Origin of the sequence: Streptococcus sp. IMAU 99161, assembly GCF_014435245.1 — a bacterium.
In the GTDB taxonomy this organism is placed as follows: Bacteria; Bacillota; Bacilli; order Lactobacillales; family Streptococcaceae; genus Streptococcus; species Streptococcus lactarius.
This window is the reverse complement of sequence record NZ_JAAPAW010000009.1, coordinates 87,753-108,128: the sequence shown is the minus strand read 5'-3', so window position 1 is coordinate 108,128 and position 20,376 is coordinate 87,753. Positions and strand designations below refer to the sequence as shown.

The window sequence follows — 20,376 nt, the reverse complement described above, 5'->3', positions numbered from 1 at the left end:
ATAAAGACCGCTAGGGTATAGCAGTCTTCATTTTTTTCAACAAATCTTAAAGGATAAGATTTATTGATCTGTTCCTTCTTCTTTTGTCATTTCTTTTTCTCTAATGACCAGTACTCCATCTTTCATATCGGCTTCTAGATGTTTAGCATCCAAGTTATCCAAGTGGAAGTCGGTAACTTTGTCACGGATTTGTTGTTCAACCACACGGCGGAGTGGACGAACACCCATGACTTCATCATATCCTTCTTCGGTCATATAAGCTTTGGCAGCTTCGCTTACAGCCAAGTCAATTTCTTTCTTAGAAAGGGTCTTATTGACATCTACCAACATCAAATCCACAATCTTAGAAAGGTCTTCCTTACTCAAGTGTGAGAATTCAATTACAGCGTTGAAACGGTTGAGGAATTCTGGGCGGAAGTATGGTTTCAACCGATCCATGAGTTCTGGCTTGTCCGCATCTTCTGTCAAATTCGCTTCGTAACCAAAGCCAGCGTTTGAAGTAGCGATAATCACTGTATTCTTGAAGTTGACGGTATTTCCTTGACCATCTGTCAAACGACCATCATCCAAAACTTGGAGGAGAAGGGTGATCACTTGAGGGTCGGCCTTTTCGATTTCATCCAGAAGGACGATAGAGTATGGATTACGACGGACACGTTCTGTCAAGGTATTGCTGTTGTCATCATAACCAACATAACCAGCAGTTGTACCGATCAATTTAGAAACAGCTGTGCGGTCGCTGTATTCTGACATATCCAAACGAATGATCGCATCTTTGGTACCAAACATATCTAGAGCCAATTGTTTAGCCAACTCCGTCTTACCGACACCTGTAGGACCTACAAAGAGGAAGCTACCGATTGGGCGGTTCCCTTCGTCAAAGCCTGCACGGTTCCGACGGATGGCACGCGCTACTGCTTCTACAGCCTTGTCTTGACCGATGACCTTGGTTTGCAAACGATGACCCATTTCTTTCAAACGTTCGATATCCGTTGCCCCCATTTGTGATACTGGAATACCGGTCATCCGTTCTACTGATTCTGCGACATCATTGACCGTTGCTGTCACCTTATGGTCTTCTGTATGGTTAGCAATTTTCTTTTCAAGTTCTTCGATACGAACTTTTGCTTTCAAAGCTGCTTCGTAATCTTCTTTAGCGGCAGCTTCTTCTTGTTTGGTTTTTTCTTCTTCAATTTCATGTTCCACAGCGTGCACATCTGTTACTGGATGTTGGGCTGCCAAGTGAGCAGCTGTCACATCGACCAAGTCAATCGCTTTATCAGGCAAGCTCCGTTGTGGAATGTATTGGACAGAATAGTCAACCGCTGCCTTCAAGACTTCATCTGGCAAAATGACATTGTGATGTTTTTCGTAAAGGTCACGGATTCCTTGGAGAATCTTGAAAGTATCCTCTGCAGACGGAGCATTGACCTTGACTTCGTTGAAACGACGAGCCAGAGCCGCATTCTTCAAGATGGTGTTGCGGTATTCGTCTTGGGTCGTTGCCCCGATTACGGACAATTCCCCACGTGAAAGGGCAGGCTTGATAATATCCGCAAGGCCTTTCGATCCTTGACCATCTCCTGTGCTCCCTGCACCAAGGATTTGATGGATTTCATCAAAGAAGAGAATGACATTTCCCATCGCCTTGACTTCTTGAATCAAGTTTTGGATATTTTCTTCGAAGCTACCACGGTATTGAGTACCTGCTTCCAAACCAGAAATATCAATCGAGATAATTTCTTTGTTCTTGATGGCAGCTGGGACATCACCATTTACGATAGCTTGTGCCAAACCTTCTACTACTGCAGTTTTACCTACACCAGCATCCCCAACAAGGACCGGATTGTTCTTGGTACGACGAGACAAAATTTCCGCAGCTTCTTGAATTTCTTCATTCCGTCCAATGACTGGATCCAATTTGCCTTCACGTGCTTCTTGGGTCAAGTTGCGACCAAGTTTTGCAAGAATCCCATCTTGCTTCATGCCTTTCGCTTGGCTGTGTTGAGCTTGTTCACTACCATCAGCTGGAAGTTGACCTGTTTGACGGTAAATGGCGAATTCTTCCGGTGTCACTTCACGACCATTGATCATGTAGCGACGGCTTTCCGAACGGAAACCACCCATGTTGCCCATCAGTTGATTGAAAAGATCATCCATATTGTTAAAGTTGTTATTCATAGTTGTTACCTCTAATTTACATAATTTTTATTTATTCTTAGGAATAAGCAGACCAAACGACTGCTTTTTTATTTATTTGTTTACATAATTTTTGTTTTTCGTTTTAATAATAGCCTCAAAGGCTATCCGTTTCTATTCTTCCTTTTATCAATTAGTTGTCTTAGTTTTGGAAATAGCATCACACAATCTCCTTTCACACTATTGATCTTGTAAACTCTTAGCTTTTGATTCCTATTTGTTTACATAAATTATTATATCGCAGATTAATTTCTTTGTCAACATTTTTTACATAATTTTTCTAAATTATTCTTTACTTTTTTATAAAATCTAGGTAAAATGATTATAAAATAACTAATTAAGGATAATATCATGGGGATTTATAAAGGAAAAAATGTTGAAGAAGCTATTAAAAAAGGTCTTAAAGATTTAAACGTAAAAAAAGAAGATGCGACCATTGAAGTACTAGAAGAAGGAAGTGGAGGTATATTCGGATTATTTTCTAAAGAAGCCGAGGTTTCTATCACTCCACTATCTAGTGAGGAGATACGGAAACGAGATCAGTTGAAAATGCTACAACTTATTGGAAGTATCGCTGGTGCCATCTTGCTTATTGTAATAGCAGGCTTACTCATCATTTTTGGCCCTAAGGATAACACATCAAAATCCGCCAAACAAGCAACCCCTAGTTCAAAAATCACGAAGCAAACTACTGATCCTACATCATCTAGTATAAAAACTGAAAGTAGTTCTTCAGAAAGTTCCAAAACAAGCAGTTCAGAAACGTTGTCCAGTTCTTCCAGTGCTAGTAGTTCCTCTAGCACTCCTTCAATTCTCACTGATAAAAATAACACAGAATTTGCAACAATTCTACAAACTGAAGATCCAGATAAGATCAACGAATTCGTTAATAAATATAAAGGACAAGTGGTGGAATTTGATGGTCATATTGCTGATATCGCAAAAAGCGAGGGACGAAATACTTATAACGACATCCTAATCTATTCAGGAGATTATAAAGGTCCAAATGAAGCAGTCCCGTCACCAAATTTTAAATTAGATGAGGTACGTCCTGCGGTAGATCCTGAATTTAAAAGCTTTAATGGTAATAACATACTTGAAGGAGAAAATATTCATATAAAAGCAAGATTGTCAGGGTATAATAAAGTACAAGAAATATTACATTTAGGTCTTATAGCAATAAGCCCTCGATAGAAAAGAGCCACTCATTGATGTGGCTTTTTCTATGATTTTAATTTTACTTGTATACTTTTTACACTGTATTTAACTTTTCTGTTTTTTCTTCAATCGTGGTCTTTACAGATTTAGCAAATTGTCCAGTTACCGACTGGTCTATTTGTTTGCCTACAACCTGGATATCTTCTTTAGCAGCTGATACAATTCCATTTAAATCACGGTTGTACTGCCGTTCAAGCCCCGATGTATGCATCATTAAGACTGGTGCATAGACCATTCGTACCAATTCTTTTTCAATGTTCTTCCGACTTTCGATGAGTTGCATTTTTTCCTTCATGTCTAAATCAAAAAAATCTTTGACAAACTGATCTCCCATATCTTCTCCCCTTCTCAATTATTAAGCCGTTTCTCGCTCTATTTTTTCTTCCAATTGGCGTCTCTCTTTTTGATAAGACTGCCACAAGCTTTCCTCCTCAGCTTCAATCTGTCTCAAACAGTCTTGCGAGGCTTCTCTTGCCTCTAGATCATACAGTTCTATGCAGTGATTCAGGGCCCGCCATTCACATTCCACATCCAATTCTTGCTTTTGTAAAAAGGATGCTGCCATGGCATATTCCTCTTCCAGCAGCTGAGTGAACTGTTGTTGCTTTTTTTCGAGTAGATTCCGTTTCTCATCTAGCTCCAAGCGTGCTTGATGGTAATCTCTTTCTAAACGATCTAGTGTACTTTCCTTTTTTGAATGAGATGACTGGATTAATAGGCTAGTTGATCCCACTGATTCATTTCTCCTGCTATTTCTTGATCTTTTGCCTTCAAGAGCTCAATACCTGAATTCACTTGTTCTTTAAAGGTATGAAATTCCTGAGATAAGGACTGATAGGTAGACAAACGTCTGTCGAACTTTTCTTTCACTTCTGTGACGATTGTTTGTCTTGTCGCACCAGCTTTTGCATAGGCTTCCTCGACTTCTACCGGACTGAGGATAAAGCCACTTGGAACTGTATGTAAGGCCTTCTCCACATTTTCTAGATCTGAAGCCAGGCGTGTTTTAAGCTTCTGAGCTTGATCCACCCCTTCATCTACTACGCGAATCAGCTCATCTGCGGCCAACCGTGTCTGCAAAGCGTCCAGATAAATTTTCTCATTCGAACTGAGACCACCACCTGTTTTTTCTAATTTATCCTTCAGGCGGTAATAAACCTTCATCCGCTCTTCAATGATTTCCTTCCGAGTGATGGCTTCGGTTCCCTTTTCAAGGACCAGATTTCCATTCTGATCATAGATATAGCCATGCATCATGTGCTGAAGGCCCGTATTTTTCAGATTTTTTGTTTTGAGGTGCTTGACTATCCCACTAGCTCCCTGACTTCCAGAATCCAGATATCCAAGGCTAACCAAATCTTTATGGTCAATATGATTATAAATCTTGTATTTGAGAGCATCTAACCGTTTTTTCTGCTCAGACGTTAATATATTGTAAATATTCGGGCCATTGTATACATGGACAGTCCCAACGTGAGCAGCTTCCTCTTCCGTCAAGCAGGCTAGAGCATACTGAATATCCATGGATCCCAGAGAGTGACCGTATAGATCAATCTTGGCATTTGGGTATTTTTGGATAACCTCTTTCAAATGAGTTGCAGCATCTTTGAATTGCGGAGGTGGAAACGTCCCATTTTTGTCATTGTATTTTTTAAAAAGAGCAGCTGCTACTAAAGAAGAAAATCGAAGTTGTTCCTCAACTGTTCTTTCCGCAAAATAGCCGACCGCATCTGATGCTTTTTCCTGTACGAAATTACTGACAGGATTATCCAGCACTTTTTTCCAAAACCTACCTAAGGGCGTAGCATCTGGTGGAAGAGCCAAAGAGTTCGGAAGAATCGCGTCTTCAAAAGCTTCAACAGTATTATTAAAATAATCCTTACCCTTTTCTCGCGCAAGTTTCTTCGCATACTCCGTTACATGATTGCTAGCACCACCAGGAGTCAGTATCTGAATAGCTGTTGGTAAATCTGTCCCTAACCAATCGGTGATGGTATCATGGCGTAATTTTCCTGGATCCATTCCGGTTTCAGATCCCTTCATCAAAACCGTAACATCTTGAACTTGAGCACGTGCTTCATCGGAGGCATCATAAGGGACTGCTTTTTGTTTTGCACCTTGGCCATTATTTGTAAGAACAAAGACCTGCTCTTCATGTCCGTTGACATTATCATAGATATGAGCGACATTGCCAATGTATTCATCATTCTTCGTTCCAATTTTAAATTTTCCATCTACTTTGACATCTTTTTCGTATTCAAGTAGGGCAGCATCAACATTTTGTTTATCATTGTAATTTAAATTATTAGCCATCATCAATCCTTTTCTAATAAATCACTTAACTCCTCTGTTTCTCCAATATACGTTTCTTCATATTTCCCTGTTGTAGCCTCCTCTTGGATAGTTGTACTCAAAACTAACCTATCATCATTATTAATAACTACTTTCACTAATAGCCCTCCCATTGGATTGTAATCCAAGTCAGATTTTGAAATTTTATAAGTTTTAATTTTTCCTTCTGGTGTAAGGGCTTTTGGATCTAATTTTTTTAACAGATTTTCGACTGCCACTTTCATCTTCTGACTCTCTGCGATCTCAATCATTTCTTGCTTTTTGGTGGAGTGTCCGGTAATGAGACTACAGCCTCCTATACTCAGACCAAATACTACCAGTACCAATACAATTAATTTACTTTTTTTCATTTCTTCCCATTTCTTTCTCTAGTTTTCTTAAAATTTATTATACAAAATTCCATCAACGTCTGAAATGTTACTTTTGTTAAAAAACATTGCTAAAAGGTTACAAGCACTACTTATTGATGTAATATACAGGTTCAGTCTAGATAAAATCTACAGTTTTACATTTTAGAAAAATTTGTTTAAATTATTGGATAGTTAGAAGGTCATTTAACTCTTTTGTTTTACTAAGATACGTTTCTTCATACTCACCAGTTGTCGAGTCCTCTTGGATAGTTGTATTTAATAATAAATCTTCGTTATCATTTATAATAATTTTGATCATTAGCCCTCCCATTGGATTGTAATCCAAGTCAGATCTCGAAATTTTATAAGTTTTAATTTTTCCCTCTGGTGTAAGGGCTTTTGGATCTAATTTGTTTAACAGATTTTCGACTGCCACTTTCATCTTCTGACTCTCAGCGATTTGAATCATTTCTTGATTATTGGTGGAGTGTCCGGTAATGAGCCTACAGCCACTTGGAAGTAGGCTCAATAGGACCATGATTACAACTATGCTGTATCTTTTATTCATTCTCAAGCAAGCCCTTATTATTTACTAATTTCTTGGATAATTCCCCTGAAATGACCACTCCATTTTGTTCTAGATGGCCATCATCCTCTTGTGTTAAGGTTGTCGTAATAGTTAAATTCTCATCATTGTTAATCACCATTTCTATCGTCAATCCTCCCATAGGGTTGTACCTCAGTCGGTCTTTGTTGATTTTATATGACTTTACAATCCCCTTTGCTGTTAATGCATGGGGATCTTCTTGTCTCAATATATTTTCGAGAACTATTTTTGATTGCTTACTCTCTGCAATATCTAGCATTTCTCGCCTCTGAGCGGATTTATTTGTAAAAATGCTACATCCTCCTAAACACAAAGAGGTTATCAATAACCATAACATCCATCTTTTTTTATACCTCATATTTTCCTTTGATGCTTCCATAAATTACTTGCCTGAATGAGTTTATTAATCCTCTTCTACTTCTCTTAACAGACGGCTTAATTCTGCTGAAATACCGTAACTACCTGCTTCGAACTGTCCTGAATCTTCCATTTGAACAGTCGTATCGATCGTTAACTTTTTATCGCCATTGATAACGAGATAGACATTCATGCCTCCCATTGGGTTGTATTCCAATTTACCTTTTATCAGGGTATAGGAGTGAATGACTCCTTCTGAAGTGAAAGCTTTAGGATCGATACTGATTAACAAGTGTTTTATCGCTCGCTCCATTTTCGTGCTTTCTGCAATCTGAATCATTTCCCTTATCTCAGCAGCTTTATCCGTAAAAAGACTGCAACCTCCTAGGGACAAAGCCAGCAGCAATAGGAGCACTAATTTCAGTTTCTTGTATTTCATATTTGTCCTCTCACTTATATTATTCGTAATTATTTTCGAAAATGACTCTTTTTTTAAAAATAATTTTTTCCAGAATCAAAAAACACACCCCCAACTAGGGTGTGTCTCTTGTTAAATCATATATTCGACACTATAAGTAGCATCGGATAAAATTCGCGAAAGGAATTGTTTGGTTCGTTCTTCTTTTGGACTGTTGAAAAATTCATGCGGTTCATTTTCTTCGATGATGTGCCCGCCATCCATAAAGATGACGTGGTTGGCTACATCACGCGCAAAGCCCATCTCATGCGTCACGACAACCATGGTCACTCCTTCTTGGGCCAATTGCTTCATGACAGCCAGTACATCCCCGACCAATTCTGGGTCTAGCGCTGAAGTCGGCTCATCCAGCAAGATCACGTCTGGTTTCACTGCAATGGCACGTGCGATTCCGATCCGTTGCTGCTGGCCACCTGACAATTGGGACGGATAATAATCCTTATAAGCAAGGAGGCCAACTTTTTCGAGGGCTGATTCTGCCCGTTGAAGAGCTTCTTCTTTTGGAATCTTCCGAGCTACAATCAGGCCTTCTAGAATATTTTCAAGCGCTGTTTTATTGGCAAAGAGATTGTAGTGCTGGAAGACAAAGGCTGTCTTTTGGCGGATTTCTAAAATTTCTTTTTTACTGAGTTTTGAGAGGTCATACTCTTTCCCACCCAGATTCAAACGACCAGTATCCGCCTTTTCCAGGTGATTGATGCAGCGAAGGAAGGTTGTTTTTCCTGATCCAGATGGACCCAAAATAACAACGACGTCCCCCTGGTTAACCTTGAGATTAACATCTACCAGGACTTGATGATCCTTAAATTTTTTCGATACGTGTTCTACTTCTAACATCTTCTTATTTCTCCTTCTTCTATGCGAGTGTCAGGCGTTTTTCCAAGAGGTTGAATCCCCACTGAATCAGGCCACAAATGACAATATAAAGAATAAAAATCACGAGATAGGATTCAAAATATTGATAGCCATAAGAGGCTTCGACCTTGGCAATGGCGGTGATATCCTTGATGGTCATGACAAAGACAAGAGAGGTCCCTTTGACCAAGTTGATGACCAGGTTACAGAGATTGGGCAGGGCTGCACGCAGGGCTTGTGGAAAAATGATGCGGATATAGGCTTGGCGGTTGGTCAAACCAATGGCTTGCGCTGCTTCAAGCTGGCCCTTATCCACCGTCAGAATGGCTGACCGTAGAATTTCAGCCAGACTCCCTGTTGTCATCAAGCTAAAGATGATAAAGGCATAGTAAATGGGATTGATCTCAAAGACATTAAAGTGACTGCCAATACTCTTAAAAAAGCTATTTAAGAGGCTAGGAAAGAGACTATAAAAGAAGAGAATCAAGAGAATCGGAGGTGTCGCGCGAATAAAGGCTAAGTAAACCACTGAGAAACTGCGAACCCCTTTGACCTTGTAGATCTGACCGAGTGCCAAAAAGAGGGCTGGAAAAAAACTCAAGAGGATCGATACGACCATGATCAGAAGGGTCACTGGAACACCACCCAAGGTGGCTAGAAATGTTTTACTAATAAAATTAAAATCCATAAGCTACCTTTCTGTTACACTGAGTCGTTTCTCAAGCAGTTGAGCGGAGAAGGAGATTACAAGGGCAATCGCCCAGTAGATTACTGCTACAGCTGTATAGGTCTCGAGGGAATAATTCCCAAGATTGCGGCTGATCAAGTTGTTTCCTGCTCCCATGATATCGATAAAGCCAATGGTATAAGCCAAAGCAGCATCGCGCATAAGGTTCAAGATGGCCGTCGTCATATTGGGAAGAGCTACACGAAAGGCTTGGGGAAGGACAATGCGCCAAATGGTTTGAGGTGGCGTCAAGCCAATACTCAATCCTGCTTCCATCTGTCCTTTTGGAATGGCCAAATAAGCGGCCTTGAAGACCTCAGAGATCATAGCAGCAAAGAGAAGAAACATGGCTACAAGGACAAAGACAAACTTGGACCAGTGATCAATGTCAATGCCTAACCACCAGTTCAAAAATTGAGGGAGTCCATAAAAGACCAAAAAGAGCAAGACAATCGGAGGGGTACAGCGCAAGGTAAAGACATAGCCTTTTGCTAGACCTGCTCCTACCTTATCTTCTGATACCTGTGCCCAGGTCAAAACCAAGCCAAAAGCAGAACCAAGAACCGTCGTTAACAGCATCAAAGCTAGGGTCGCTGGCAAGGCTTGGACCAAGGTTGGAAGAAATGACCAGACCTTGGAAATGTCGTATGAGACCATCTTTCTTTTCCTTTCTTTATCCGGATAGAAATAAGGAAGCTGGGCCTATGCGCACCCAGTTCCATCTTATTTCTCTTTATCTACATAACTGAAGACATCTTCACCGAAATATTTTTTGGATAATTTAGCAAGCGTCCCATCTTTTTCCAATTCTTTGATGGCCTTGCTGTATTCTTCCGCAAATTTTTCGTTTTTCTTATCCTTATGAATCAATGGGTAAGTTGGAATTCCTTTGTAGGCAAACCAGCTGAGTTTGTCTGCGTATTGGTGGTAGGAACCTTCTTTATCTGTGACAGCTTTTTCAAAGGAAAGTTTGATGTCAAAGAAGGCATCATAACGACCTTCCAGAACCCAAGCATAGGCATCTGCCACTTTGAACGATTCAGCAGCTGTTAATTCGATTTGTTGATCCTTATGCTTTTCGTTGTATTCTTTGATGACATTCCATTGCGCATTTTGTGGGGAGATCGGAACCAATTTCCCTTTTTCTTTGGCAAAGTCATCGATGCTCTTGTATTTCTTGGCATCTTCTTTTCTCACAGTAAATCCAATAATACTAGCTCCGATTGCCTCTTTTGGAATGATAAATTTCTTGGCACGTTCTTCGGTATACCAAGCTCCCTTGGTTCCGATATCGTATTTACCAGATTCTAGGCCGATCAAGAGATCGTCATCACTCGTTCCAATGTACTCAAACTTGTAGTCTGGCAGTTTTTCATCAATGGCTTTCAAAACAGCTACTTCATAACCATCTGATTGCCCTTTTTCATCGACAAAATCGTAAGGCACATAGTTTTGCGTGTGGGCTACTTTCAAGGTGGTTACCTTGTTCGATCCTGTTGAGCCCTTGCTGTCGTTTGCATGGTTCAAGCTCCGTCCAATAATCGTTGCTCCTGCAATGGCAAGTACTGCTACACCACCGATAATCCACGTTTTTTTACTCATATTCTGTTCTCCTTCTTTCTATTTTCCTTATTTTGCTGCTTCCCGAACCCATTCGATTCGTTCTTCATCAATGTCACTTGGAATGGTACAATCGGCACCGATCACCAAGCCTGTGGTTCCAGTTTCTGCGATGATGCGTTTGGTTTCTGCTTGAATCGCAGCCTTGTCTCCTGTGTAGAGAAGGCCATTTTTGCCATTTTCAAAGCCGCCTAGGACGGTACGACCACCGAAGATTTCACGTCCTTCTGCCAAGCTGATGCCTTCTGGTCCGACTGCCCAGTTAAAGACTTGGGCTGGGTAGTCTGTGAAGAGGTGGATATCATTGCGAGCTCCTTCATAGCCACAGATATGAAGGATATTGACCCCACCTGCTTCATTGGCTGCTTCTAAGACATGGAGTTCACTTGGCGCAATGACTTGTTTGTACACTTCTTGGCTCACGCGCGCATCTTGGATACTTTGAACACTGAGGTAGATCCCGTCTGCTCCTGCTTCTTTAATGATCCGTTGGCTCAGGCTGGCAATATCTTGGCCAATGGTGTCCAATACTTTTTTAAGAGTTGCTGCATCTTGATCGATAAAGTTTGCGATCAAGTCATCTCCCCCTGAAACTTCTCCGACCAACCATTTGAAGTAGGTTACCGGAGCAAAGATATTGTAAATGGCGACAATATCCTCTTCAAAATCGGCACGGATTTTTTTCACAAGCTCTACTTGTTCTGTGATCCATGGATGATCCGCTCCGAGAGGTTCAATCCCTGCCAAGTCTGAGATGTTTTCAAGACCCTTGTGAATGGCTGGATTGGGATAAGCAAAGTAGCCATCGCTCATGAGTTTGACAAAGTCTGGTTTGACAGTGTGAAGGAAGTTTTTATGGCCATTGAGGTTTTTTTCAATAATTTCCGGATTGGAAAATCCTTTTAACCATTCTTCTTCTGTTGTGAAATGATGCCAAAATCCAACTGGCACGCGATCAACTGCTTCTCCTTTAAAAGCTTTTAACACTAATTCTCTTTTTGTAGACATCCTCTTACCTCATTCTCTTTTTTCTTGCTTGTTATCTTAACACGGCAATTCTGCTTTGACTAATATATATTTTTTATCAAGGCCTTCATCTTTTTTTATCACTGGCCATCTAGTAGGAGAATGCCTGCCACATCAGACGGGCGGATGAGGGAGAGGCTGTGTGCCGGAATCTTCTCTAGCCTTGCCATATCCGGGTCTTTTTTCGCCTTGACCTTAGGACTTGCTGCAGTAGCTTTTGCAAGTCCTAAGACTAAAAACAAGACTGTCATCACGATACACCACACATGAATCTTTTTCATCTCCCTCTCCTTTCTTCTTACAAGACGGCTGCCTGGCGTACCCAATCTAAGCGTTCCAATTGGAAATCGTCTGGCACCGTGCAGTCTGCTCCAAGGATCAAACCGCGACTACCGGCTTCTGCCACCAAGCGACGCGTTTCTTGCTCGATTGCTGCTCGTTCCCCTTGGTAGAGCAGGCCGTTCTTGCCATTGACAAAGCCACCTAGGACGGCACGATCACCAAAGAGCTTACGACCTGCTGCTAGGCTCAGACCTTCATGATGAGTCGCCCAGTTAATGACTTGGGCTGGATAATCCTTGAAGAGGTCCACTTCATTGCTGGCTCCTTCAAAACCACAGATATGAAGGATATTAATGCCGCCTGCCTCACTAGCCGCCTCTAGGACAGCGATGTTGCTCGGTTCAATGAACTTACGGTATTCTTCCTCCGTCACGCGCTCATCTTGGACCTGCTGGGTGGAGAAGTAAATCCCTTCCACACCTGCTTCTTGGATCAAGCGGCGACTTAAAGTATCGATATCTCCTGCAATCACATCAAGGACATGGGCCAAGGTTTCTGGATCTTCCTTGAGAAAGTCTGCAATCACTTGGTCTCCACGGGATTGATCCGTCCGGAACCAGCGTTTCAAATAGGAAATAGGAGAGAAGATATTGTAGAAAGAAGCAATCTCCTCATGAAAATGGGAACGAATCTCCTTGACGACTTCAATCTGCTGTTCAATCCAAGGATGGTGCTCTCCAATCGGTTGAATGTCCTTCAATTCTTGGATCGATTGGATCTCTCTCGAATAAAGAGCACTCGGATAGCGGAAAAAGCCATCGCTCATGATCTTAACAAAATCAGGTGAAATTTTTTCAACATACTCTTGGTGTCCTTTGATACTTTTTTCAAGTACGGCTGGATTGTCTAGACCCAACTCTTTTTCTTCTTGGGTCACATAATGAAGCCAGAATCCTACAGGGATTCGCTCAACTTTTTCACCTCGAATGGCACGAAGAACCAACTCTTTTTTACTCATGCTGTGTCAACCTCCTTCAACTCTTGGCGAGTAGGGCCTTTGTTCTACCTCGCCACTTCTGAAATTTGTAACCATGATATCACCTGAAAAGGTTACTGACTAATATATTTTCCCTATCAAGTCCTTAAAATTTCTTTATTGAAGCGAGTAGCAAAAACGCACAAGTCCTTGCGAATAAAGACTTGCGCGCATTCTTATCCATTTTTTGATGATAGAAGAAAAAGACAGCTTTGCTGTTTTCTTGATCCGGTTATAATATAAAACTATACCCCTCTTTTTAGAATAAAAAAAATAGGTATTTTTGTACAATGAATCCTATTAGATCAACATTTTGTAACCTCACGTTTCCTCATGATATAGAAAGCATTCACCTTCTTTTTCTTGTCAGTCAAAATCGAAAGGAGTATAATTTCCTTAGAATAATTTTAAGGAGTCTACGGTTTATGAAAACAACAAAAACCACCTTTACCATCGTTTCTGCTCTTGCTTCTGTCATTTTATTGACCAGTTGTGGAAGCAACACAACTAAAACAAAAGAAGCGAACTCAACTAGCTCTAAAAATCAGGTCACATTGACCTATGACCAACAGCGCTCGCAAGAAAATACCATGTCTGTTCTCTGGTACCAAAAGGCTGCTGAAACAAAGGCCTTGTATTTGCAAGGATACAATGTCGCTACGGACCGTTTGAAGGAAATCCTAAAAACGCCTTCTGATAAGCCTTACTCGATCGTTTTAGACTTGGACGAAACTGTCTTAGACAATAGCCCTTACCAAGTTCAAAACGTCAAAGACGGTACAGCCTTCAATCCTAAAGATTGGGATGTTTGGGTGAAAAAGGCAGCCGCAAAAGCAGTGCCAGGTGCCAAAGATTTCCTTCAATTTGCGAATCAAAACGGAGTTCAAATCTACTACATTTCTGACCGCACCACCTCTCAAGTAGATGATACCATCAAGAATCTTGAAAAAGAAGGCATCCCGGTCCAAGGACGTGACCACCTCATGTTCTTAGAAGAAGGGGTCAAATCAAAAGAAGGCCGTCGCCAAACTGTACAAGAAAAAACTAATCTTGTCTTACTCTTTGGGGACAACCTGGTCGACTTCGCAGACTTCTCTAAGACCTCTGAAGCTGATCGCGACAAGAAATTAGAAGAATTGCAAAAAGAATTTGGTGAAAAATTCATCATCTTCCCAAATCCAATGTATGGATCATGGGAATCTGCTGTTTACCAAGGTAAAAAACTAGATGCCAAGGGACAAACAGAAGAACGCCTCAAAGCCTTGCAAGGTTTTGACAAATAAAGCAAATGAGAGTGGGACAGAAATCGGTCATTCGTTAGAATTCGATTTCGTCGTCCCACCTCCGCACAGTTGAGTAGGGCTGTAAAAGCTGATGGAATCAGCGTAGTAGAGCCCACTCAACCACTGCGTCTTGCTCGACAATCCAAAAACAGAGAGGCTAGGACTTTTGTCCTAGCCTCATTTTTTCTAGATAGACAAGCTTATTCAACCGTTACGGATTTAGCAAGGTTGCGTGGTTTATCAACATCGAGTCCACGATGAAGGGTTGCAAAGTAAGCAATCAATTGAGTTGGCACTACCATTGAGATCGGAGAGAGGTAAGGGTGAACCGCTGTCAAGACCAAATCATCTGTCTCTTTCGCGACATTTTCTTCTGCAATGGTTAAGACATGAGCCCCACGTGCTGCCACTTCTTGGATGTTCCCACGTGTGTGGCTGGCTAGGACTGGATCAGACAAGAGGGCGATGACCGGTGTACCGTCTTCGATCAAAGCAATGGTACCGTGTTTCAACTCACCCGCTGCGAAGCCTTCACATTGGATGTAAGAAATTTCTTTTAGTTTCAGACTGGCTTCCATGGCAACATAGTAATCTTGGCCACGTCCGATATAGAAAGCATTGCGGGTTGTTTCCAACAAGCCACGGACTTTTTCATCGATCACTTTTTTTTCTGAAAGGCTTGATTCGATCGATTGGGCAACGATAGACAATTCGTGCACCAAATCAAAGGCTTTTGCCTTTTCATTGCCATTGGCTTCCCCAACGGCTTTGGCAAGGAAGGCTAGGGCTGCGATTTGAGCTGTATATGCCTTGGTGGAAGCGACCGCAATTTCAGGACCCGCATGGAGCAACATAGTCATGTCTGCTTCACGTGAAAGAGTGGAACCTGGAACATTGGTCACTGTCAAGCTTGGAATCCCCATTTCATTTGCTTTGACCAATACTTGGCGGCTATCAGCTGTTTCACCAGATTGACTGATGAAGATAAAGAGCGGTTTTTTGCTAAGAAGCGGCATGCCGTAGCCCCACTCAGAGGAGATACCCAGTTCCACTGGGGTATCTGTCAATTCTTCCAACATCTTCTTAGAAGCAAATCCTGCGTGGTAAGAGGTCCCTGCCGCAAGGATGTAAATGCGGTCTGCCTCTTGAACCGCTTTGATAATAGCTGGGTCTACCACTACTTGACCAGATTCATTGGTGTAGGCTTGGATGAGTTTACGCATCACAGTTGGTTGCTCATCGATTTCCTTGAGCATGTAGTAAGGGTAAGTCCCTTTTCCAATATCCGAAAGGTCGAGTTCAGCCGTGTAGCTATCCCGTTCTTGGACATGTCCATCATAGTCTTGGACTTCAACGCTGTCAGCTTTGACAATGACCAACTCTTGGTCATGGATTTCCATGTATTGGTTGGTTTCACGAATCATGGCCATAGCATCTGAGCAGACCATATTGTAGCCATCGCCAAGACCGATCAAGAGTGGTGATTTATTTTTTGCCACGTAGATGGTGCTTGGATCTTCTGCATCCATCAAAGCAAAGGCATAGGCTCCACGGATGATGTGGAGGGCTTTTTTGAAGGCTTCAAGCGTCGACAAGCCCTCTTCTTCCGCAAATTTTCCGATCAAGTGGGCCGCGATTTCTGTATCGGTTTGCCCCTTGAAATGGTGACCTGCTAGGTATTCTTCCTTGATTTCAAGGTAGTTTTCAATAACCCCATTGTGGACCAAAACAAAGCGACCAGTCTCTGAACGGTGTGGGTGGGCATTGTCCTCAGTTGGTTTTCCATGAGTGGCCCAGCGGGTATGTCCGATTCCGGCTGTTCCTTCAACACCTGCTGCCTTGGCTGACAATTCTGCAATACGCCCAACTGCCTTTACCAATTGGCTCTGGCCTTCACTGGCCAGAAAAATACCTGCAGAGTCATAGCCTCGGTATTCGAGTTTTTCAAGTCCTTGAATCAAAATATCCGTAGCATTTGTATTTCCTACAACACCAACGATTCCGCACATAGTTTTTACGATATAGCCCTTGCTATACTTTCCCCTTTACTTAGTCAAACGACCTATGGTCGATTTCTCAGTTATTTTTTAAAAATTGGTCTAGTCTAATTTACCTAAAAAATAACCAGCGGAGTCAGTATACAATGCTTCTTTCTGTTTGTCAACCAAGAAATACAAGAAATTGGTCTAGTTAAGGAAACCTTAAGATACAAAGGGCGTGAACGGCACGAAAATATTGAAGTCAGTCACTAAAAAACTTAGCAGATTTTCTACTCTACTAAGTTTTTTCTTTACAACTCATTCACCACGTATTCAAAAAGCTTGCGGTCTGCTGGGCTCTTGTCAAACAGCAGTTCCGGATGCCACTGAACTCCGAGAAAACGGCTTTCATCAGTAGCTTGAACCGCCTCGATGATCTTATCTTTTGGATTGCGCGCGATCACTTCTAAGCCGGCTGCCAAGTCTTTGATACCTTGATGATGAAAAGAATTGATGCGACTGGTCTTCCCATAGATTTCATGTAGGATCGTTTGATCCTTGGTCACTAACTCTTGGCTGGTGTATTGACCGGGGTTATCCTGCCAATGGTGCTCAATCTCCTGGTACAAGGTTCCACCAAGAGCGACATTGTAAAGTTGGGTCCCACGGCAGACTGTAAAAATGGCTTTCTTCGCTATGCGCATTTCCTCAATCAAGGCCAGCTCAAATAGATCGCGCTTCAAGAGATAGTCATCACTATCGATGGTGATTTCTTCTCCGTAAAACTTTGGTAGGACATTTTGCCCACCGGTGATGATGAGCTTGTCGATCATCGCGACATAATGCTTGGCCAAATCGGCATCTCCAATTGGCAGGATCAAGGGAATCCCTCCTGCTTCTTTGACCGCTTCGACAAAGCCAGTAGCCGCATAACTCATATTCGCGTCTGGATCATCTGGAAAGGGCCTTTCATTTCCTGTAATTCCGATCACTGGTCTTTTTTTCATACTTGTTTCCATATACTTTCATTCATTTTCATGCCATATTGTAACACAATTTCAAAAGAGTCTCAACGGAGAGTTTTTGAAAGAAAATGTCCCTCCTCTATCTTCAACACCTGTTCACTAGATAAAAAGAGAGTGGGACAGAAATCGGTCATTCGTTAGACTTCGATTTCGTCGTCCCACCTCCGCACAGCTTCAACAGTCTGGGAGACTGTTGAAGGTTGCAGATAAAGGAAACATAGTTTCCGTCAACATAGGGCATCTTTGAAGTTTAAAAAGCGAACAAAGACTTAGGATACTTGCTTCGCAAGTTCTATCCGTCACCTCAAAGCAGTGCTTTGAGCACTCAACCACTGCGTCTTGCTCGAAAATTCAAAGACAATTGAGAGGCTAGGACTTTTGTCCCAGCCTCGTCTGGTTATTTCTTGATATCCCCTTCTTTAACCAAAAAGTCACGGGCTACTTTAGCGGCGGATTTTCCTTCTACCCCAACTTGGTAGTTCATTTGACTCATCTGCTTTTCCGTAATTTTGCCAGCTAACTTGTTAAGAATGCCTTCCAATTCTGGATGTTTTTTCAGTAATTCAGCTTTCATCAGTGGCGCCCCTTGATAAGGAGGGAAGAGTTGCTTGTCATCTTCCAGAACCACTAGATCATATTGAGCAATTTCAGGGTCTGTTGAATAGGCATCGGTAATTTGGATATTTCCTTTCTGAATTGCCTCATAGCGCAGCGCCGGCTCCATGGTTGCCACATTGAGATTTAGACCATAAAGGGATTGAAGGCCCTTATTTCCATCTTCGCGGTCATTAAATTCTAATGAGAAGCCTGCTTTCAGCTGACCTTCTACTTTTTTGAGATCTGAGATGGTCTTGAGGCCATACGTTTGGGCAATTTTCTTTGGCACAGCCACTGCATAGGTATTTTGATAGGCCATCGGTCGCAAGAGGCTCAGATGATCTTGCTGCTGAATCCCATCACGCGCCACCTTGTAAACCGCTTTCGGATCGTGGCTCACCTTTGGTCTATCCTTCAAGAGACTTTCCGTCACCGTACCAGTAAATTCTGGATAGATATCGATATCCCCTTTTTTCAGTGCTTGGTAAAGAAAGTCGGTCTTCCCAAAGTTGGGTTTCACCGTCACCGTCATGTCTGTATTTTCCTCGATGAGAAGTTTATACATGTTCATGAGAATTTCAGGTTCTGGTCCCAATTTACCTGCGATCACCAGCTTTTCTTTCTCTTTGTGAGGAAGTAGGCTTGGGGCATAACTAACTCCCAAACCAAGGACCATAACAGCAAAAGCCGCAAAAATGGTCCGCAACTTGGCCTTTTCCATCCATTTCAAGATACTATTGAACAAAATCGCAAGAAGAGCGGAAGAAAGGGCCCCAATCAAAATTAAGCTATAATTTCTTCGGTCAATACCGAGGAGGATGAAGGAACCAAGCCCTCCAGCTCCGATCAAGGCCGCTAGAGTCGCTGTTCCAATAATCATGACTGCCGAAGTTCGCACGCCTGACATCATCACAGGCATGGCTAAAGGAATCTCAAACTTCTTGAGGCGCTCCCACTTGGTCATCCCAAAGGCGACCCCCGCTTCTTCTAAACTGGGATCAACCCCACGTAAACCGGTAATGGTATTTTGTAAAATCGGGAATAATGCATAGATGACCAGAGCGGTTAAAGCAGGCAGCGTTCCAATTCCCATGATGGGAATGAACAGTCCTAGAAGCGCCAAGGAAGGAATGGTCTGAAAGATTCCTGCGATCTGTAAGACCCAGTTACTTGCTCGGTGGCGCGTACTAAGATAAATCGCTAAAGGTACTGCGATGAAAATAGCAATCATAAGGGTCAAAAGAGACAATTGCAGGTGTTGGCCAAGGGCTGTGAGCCAGTCCCCAAAACGCTCTTGAAAGGTTAGAAGTAGTTTAGACATGGTGAGCACCTCCAAACAAATCTGCGACAAAATCATTGGCTGGTTGGGCTAAAATGGTCTTGGAATCGGCCACCTGCACAATCTCTCCTTCTTCTAGCACCGCAATGCGATCGCCTAGTTTCAAGGCTTCGTCGGTATCGTGTGTAACAAAGATAGTGGTCATGCCGAACTCCTTGTGTAAGTTTTTGGTAAGAGTTTGCAACTGCTTGCGAGAAATGGCATCCAAAGCAGAGAAAGGCTCGTCCATCAGTAAGATTTTTGGCTCCCCGATCATGGCCCTGACAATTCCGACACGCTGTTGCTCCCCACCAGAGAGCTCATGGGGTTTTCGATCGGCATAATCAGAAGCTGGAAGACCTACTTTTTCTAAAAGTTCGACTGTTTTGGAAGCCACTCGCTCCTTGCTCCAGCCCTTCATCTCAGGAATGAGGGCAATATTTTCCGCAACTGTCAAGTTAGGAAATAGGGCAATGGCCTGCAAAACATAGCCGGTAGACAGACGTAACTCCCGTTCATCATAGTCCTTAATGCGTTTCCCGTCCATGTAGATATTGCCATCGGTCGGCTCAAGAAGCCGATTGATCATCTTGATCATAGTGGTTTTTCCAGATCCTGAAGGTCCCACGAGGACCATAAATTCTCCATCTTCAATACGAAGATTGACATCTTTTAAAATGTCTTTTTCTGTGTAGCGCAAGGCTACATGTTTGTATTCAATCATTTAATCTTCCTCAATACGTTTTCTATCTCTAAGAATATCCAATAGGCTACTTGCTGGATGCCCTAGAACGTTTCCAACATCTGTTGAAACCCCAGCTTGTTCTCCAACTTTGATAGCTGTATAGGTGCTGACCCAGACATCGATCCCCTTTAAGGCCTCAACCACCTCTGGAGTATTGGCATACACCATCTTACGAATTTTCGCAGTCGTGTAGACTGTTGCCCGCTCTGGGCTTCGTGCCAGATGGATAGAAGCCATTCCTCTCTTATCGACAAGATCAGCCACAAAAGAGCCTAATTCCCCTGTTACACCTGTTATTCCAATCATAAGCGTTTTCCCCTCT

Annotated in this window: 22 protein-coding genes; 2 read left to right on the top strand and 20 right to left on the bottom strand. The window is 42.3% G+C overall.

Features of this window, described 5'->3' with window-relative positions:
* Nucleotides 1–60 precede the first annotated feature (60 nt).
* Nucleotides 61–2,181 carry an AAA family ATPase gene (locus HA044_RS05030; RefSeq protein ID WP_187539848.1) on the bottom strand — a complete coding sequence of 707 codons (2,121 nt, stop codon included), beginning with the start codon at nucleotides 2,179–2,181 and terminating at the stop codon, nucleotides 61–63.
* A gap of 369 nt (nucleotides 2,182–2,550) precedes the next feature.
* Between HA044_RS05030 and HA044_RS05025 the strand changes: the two genes are divergently transcribed.
* The gene (locus HA044_RS05025; RefSeq protein WP_187539846.1) at nucleotides 2,551–3,393 is read left to right on the top strand and encodes a DUF4839 domain-containing protein; all 843 of its coding nucleotides are present in this window, start codon (nucleotides 2,551–2,553) and stop codon (nucleotides 3,391–3,393) included.
* A gap of 58 nt (nucleotides 3,394–3,451) precedes the next feature.
* On the opposite strand, the gene HA044_RS05020 is transcribed toward HA044_RS05025, so the two are convergent.
* The 14 genes from HA044_RS05020 to HA044_RS04955 form a co-directional block, all read right to left on the bottom strand.
* A complete protein-coding gene (locus tag HA044_RS05020; protein ID WP_187539844.1) occupies nucleotides 3,452–3,751 on the bottom strand; it encodes a hypothetical protein in 300 nt (99 codons plus the stop codon).
* A 21-nt stretch (nucleotides 3,752–3,772) separates the two neighbouring features.
* Nucleotides 3,773–4,150 (bottom strand): type III secretion protein, encoded by a 378-nt coding sequence (locus HA044_RS05015; RefSeq protein ID WP_187539841.1) that lies wholly within the window; start codon nucleotides 4,148–4,150, stop codon nucleotides 3,773–3,775.
* Entirely contained in the window at nucleotides 4,129–5,730 is a 1,602-nt protein-coding gene (locus tag HA044_RS05010) for a hypothetical protein (protein ID WP_187539839.1), read from the bottom strand. The genes HA044_RS05015 and HA044_RS05010 overlap by 22 nt, the downstream gene beginning before the upstream one ends.
* Nucleotides 5,731–5,732: 2 nt before the next feature.
* Nucleotides 5,733–6,119, bottom strand: a complete 387-nt coding sequence (locus tag HA044_RS05005; protein ID WP_187539837.1) for a DUF1310 family protein — start codon at nucleotides 6,117–6,119, stop codon at nucleotides 5,733–5,735.
* Nucleotides 6,120–6,300: 181 nt separating this feature from the next.
* Nucleotides 6,301–6,687, bottom strand: a complete 387-nt coding sequence (locus HA044_RS05000) for a DUF1310 family protein (RefSeq protein ID WP_187539835.1) — start codon at nucleotides 6,685–6,687, stop codon at nucleotides 6,301–6,303.
* Entirely contained in the window at nucleotides 6,680–7,063 is a 384-nt protein-coding gene (locus HA044_RS04995; RefSeq protein WP_262407541.1) for a DUF1310 domain-containing protein, read from the bottom strand. The genes HA044_RS05000 and HA044_RS04995 overlap by 8 nt, the downstream gene beginning before the upstream one ends.
* Before the next feature lie 66 nt (nucleotides 7,064–7,129).
* Entirely contained in the window at nucleotides 7,130–7,522 is a 393-nt protein-coding gene (locus tag HA044_RS04990; RefSeq protein ID WP_187539831.1) for a DUF1310 family protein, read from the bottom strand.
* 111 nt (nucleotides 7,523–7,633) lie between these two features.
* On the bottom strand, nucleotides 7,634–8,398 hold the full coding sequence (locus tag HA044_RS04985; protein WP_187539829.1) for an amino acid ABC transporter ATP-binding protein: 765 nt from the start codon (nucleotides 8,396–8,398) through the stop codon (nucleotides 7,634–7,636).
* A gap of 19 nt (nucleotides 8,399–8,417) precedes the next feature.
* Nucleotides 8,418–9,104, bottom strand: a complete 687-nt coding sequence (locus tag HA044_RS04980; protein ID WP_187539827.1) for an amino acid ABC transporter permease — start codon at nucleotides 9,102–9,104, stop codon at nucleotides 8,418–8,420.
* 3 nt (nucleotides 9,105–9,107) lie between these two features.
* Nucleotides 9,108–9,800: an amino acid ABC transporter permease gene (locus tag HA044_RS04975; protein ID WP_187539825.1), complete on the bottom strand. Its 693-nt coding sequence runs from the start codon at nucleotides 9,798–9,800 to the stop codon at nucleotides 9,108–9,110.
* Nucleotides 9,801–9,866: 66 nt separating this feature from the next.
* Nucleotides 9,867–10,745: a transporter substrate-binding domain-containing protein gene (locus HA044_RS04970; RefSeq protein ID WP_187539823.1), complete on the bottom strand. Its 879-nt coding sequence runs from the start codon at nucleotides 10,743–10,745 to the stop codon at nucleotides 9,867–9,869.
* A gap of 27 nt (nucleotides 10,746–10,772) precedes the next feature.
* Nucleotides 10,773–11,771, bottom strand: coding sequence for a uroporphyrinogen decarboxylase family protein (locus tag HA044_RS04965; protein ID WP_187539821.1), 999 nt, complete (start codon nucleotides 11,769–11,771; stop codon nucleotides 10,773–10,775).
* Between the two features lie 98 nt (nucleotides 11,772–11,869).
* Complete coding sequence (locus HA044_RS04960; protein WP_187539819.1) at nucleotides 11,870–12,070, bottom strand: hypothetical protein; 201 nt, start codon at nucleotides 12,068–12,070, stop codon at nucleotides 11,870–11,872.
* A gap of 17 nt (nucleotides 12,071–12,087) precedes the next feature.
* The gene (locus HA044_RS04955; protein ID WP_187539817.1) at nucleotides 12,088–13,089 is read right to left on the bottom strand and encodes a uroporphyrinogen decarboxylase family protein; all 1,002 of its coding nucleotides are present in this window, start codon (nucleotides 13,087–13,089) and stop codon (nucleotides 12,088–12,090) included.
* 443 nt (nucleotides 13,090–13,532) lie between these two features.
* Here HA044_RS04955 and HA044_RS04950 point away from each other — a divergent pair, with 443 nt between their 5' ends.
* On the top strand, nucleotides 13,533–14,390 hold the full coding sequence (locus HA044_RS04950) for a 5'-nucleotidase, lipoprotein e(P4) family (protein WP_187539815.1): 858 nt from the start codon (nucleotides 13,533–13,535) through the stop codon (nucleotides 14,388–14,390).
* Between the two features lie 200 nt (nucleotides 14,391–14,590).
* On the opposite strand, the gene glmS is transcribed toward HA044_RS04950, so the two are convergent.
* From glmS to HA044_RS04925, 5 genes are all read right to left on the bottom strand, one after another.
* On the bottom strand, nucleotides 14,591–16,399 hold the full coding sequence (glmS, locus tag HA044_RS04945; protein ID WP_187539813.1) for a glutamine--fructose-6-phosphate transaminase (isomerizing): 1,809 nt from the start codon (nucleotides 16,397–16,399) through the stop codon (nucleotides 14,591–14,593).
* A 281-nt stretch (nucleotides 16,400–16,680) separates the two neighbouring features.
* Entirely contained in the window at nucleotides 16,681–17,376 is a 696-nt protein-coding gene (locus HA044_RS04940) for a gamma-glutamyl-gamma-aminobutyrate hydrolase family protein (RefSeq protein ID WP_187539811.1), read from the bottom strand.
* A gap of 415 nt (nucleotides 17,377–17,791) precedes the next feature.
* Nucleotides 17,792–19,312: an ABC transporter permease/substrate-binding protein gene (locus tag HA044_RS04935; RefSeq protein ID WP_187539809.1), complete on the bottom strand. Its 1,521-nt coding sequence runs from the start codon at nucleotides 19,310–19,312 to the stop codon at nucleotides 17,792–17,794.
* Nucleotides 19,305–20,033, bottom strand: coding sequence for an ABC transporter ATP-binding protein (locus HA044_RS04930; protein WP_187539807.1), 729 nt, complete (start codon nucleotides 20,031–20,033; stop codon nucleotides 19,305–19,307). The genes HA044_RS04935 and HA044_RS04930 overlap by 8 nt, the downstream gene beginning before the upstream one ends.
* On the bottom strand, nucleotides 20,034–20,360 hold the full coding sequence (locus HA044_RS04925) for a hypothetical protein (protein ID WP_187539805.1): 327 nt from the start codon (nucleotides 20,358–20,360) through the stop codon (nucleotides 20,034–20,036).
* Between the last annotated feature and the right edge of the window lie 16 nt (nucleotides 20,361–20,376).

What these genes read in the sequence shown, in the direction of transcription:
- HA044_RS05010 (WP_187539839.1), bottom strand. Translation starts at nt 5,730, where the DNA reads ATGGCTAATAATTTAAATTACAATGATAAACAAAATGTTGATGCTGCC.
- HA044_RS05025 (WP_187539846.1), top strand. Translation starts at nt 2,551, where the DNA reads ATGGGGATTTATAAAGGAAAAAATGTTGAAGAAGCTATTAAAAAAGGT.
- HA044_RS05030 (WP_187539848.1), bottom strand. Translation starts at nt 2,181, where the DNA reads ATGAATAACAACTTTAACAATATGGATGATCTTTTCAATCAACTGATG.
- HA044_RS05020 (WP_187539844.1), bottom strand. Translation starts at nt 3,751, where the DNA reads ATGGGAGATCAGTTTGTCAAAGATTTTTTTGATTTAGACATGAAGGAA.
- HA044_RS04960 (WP_187539819.1), bottom strand. Translation starts at nt 12,070, where the DNA reads ATGAAAAAGATTCATGTGTGGTGTATCGTGATGACAGTCTTGTTTTTA.
- HA044_RS04975 (WP_187539825.1), bottom strand. Translation starts at nt 9,800, where the DNA reads ATGGTCTCATACGACATTTCCAAGGTCTGGTCATTTCTTCCAACCTTG.
- HA044_RS05005 (WP_187539837.1), bottom strand. Translation starts at nt 6,119, where the DNA reads ATGAAAAAAAGTAAATTAATTGTATTGGTACTGGTAGTATTTGGTCTG.
- HA044_RS04985 (WP_187539829.1), bottom strand. Translation starts at nt 8,398, where the DNA reads ATGTTAGAAGTAGAACACGTATCGAAAAAATTTAAGGATCATCAAGTC.
- HA044_RS04930 (WP_187539807.1), bottom strand. Translation starts at nt 20,033, where the DNA reads ATGATTGAATACAAACATGTAGCCTTGCGCTACACAGAAAAAGACATT.
- HA044_RS04970 (WP_187539823.1), bottom strand. Translation starts at nt 10,745, where the DNA reads ATGAGTAAAAAAACGTGGATTATCGGTGGTGTAGCAGTACTTGCCATT.
- HA044_RS04955 (WP_187539817.1), bottom strand. Translation starts at nt 13,089, where the DNA reads ATGAGTAAAAAAGAGTTGGTTCTTCGTGCCATTCGAGGTGAAAAAGTT.
- HA044_RS05000 (WP_187539835.1), bottom strand. Translation starts at nt 6,687, where the DNA reads ATGAATAAAAGATACAGCATAGTTGTAATCATGGTCCTATTGAGCCTA.
- HA044_RS04925 (WP_187539805.1), bottom strand. Translation starts at nt 20,360, where the DNA reads ATGATTGGAATAACAGGTGTAACAGGGGAATTAGGCTCTTTTGTGGCT.
- HA044_RS04940 (WP_187539811.1), bottom strand. Translation starts at nt 17,376, where the DNA reads ATGAAAAAAAGACCAGTGATCGGAATTACAGGAAATGAAAGGCCCTTT.
- HA044_RS04990 (WP_187539831.1), bottom strand. Translation starts at nt 7,522, where the DNA reads ATGAAATACAAGAAACTGAAATTAGTGCTCCTATTGCTGCTGGCTTTG.
- HA044_RS04965 (WP_187539821.1), bottom strand. Translation starts at nt 11,771, where the DNA reads ATGTCTACAAAAAGAGAATTAGTGTTAAAAGCTTTTAAAGGAGAAGCA.
- HA044_RS04995 (WP_262407541.1), bottom strand. Translation starts at nt 7,063, where the DNA reads ATGTTATGGTTATTGATAACCTCTTTGTGTTTAGGAGGATGTAGCATT.
- HA044_RS04935 (WP_187539809.1), bottom strand. Translation starts at nt 19,312, where the DNA reads ATGTCTAAACTACTTCTAACCTTTCAAGAGCGTTTTGGGGACTGGCTC.
- HA044_RS04950 (WP_187539815.1), top strand. Translation starts at nt 13,533, where the DNA reads ATGAAAACAACAAAAACCACCTTTACCATCGTTTCTGCTCTTGCTTCT.
- glmS (WP_187539813.1), bottom strand. Translation starts at nt 16,399, where the DNA reads ATGTGCGGAATCGTTGGTGTTGTAGGAAATACAAATGCTACGGATATT.
- HA044_RS04980 (WP_187539827.1), bottom strand. Translation starts at nt 9,104, where the DNA reads ATGGATTTTAATTTTATTAGTAAAACATTTCTAGCCACCTTGGGTGGT.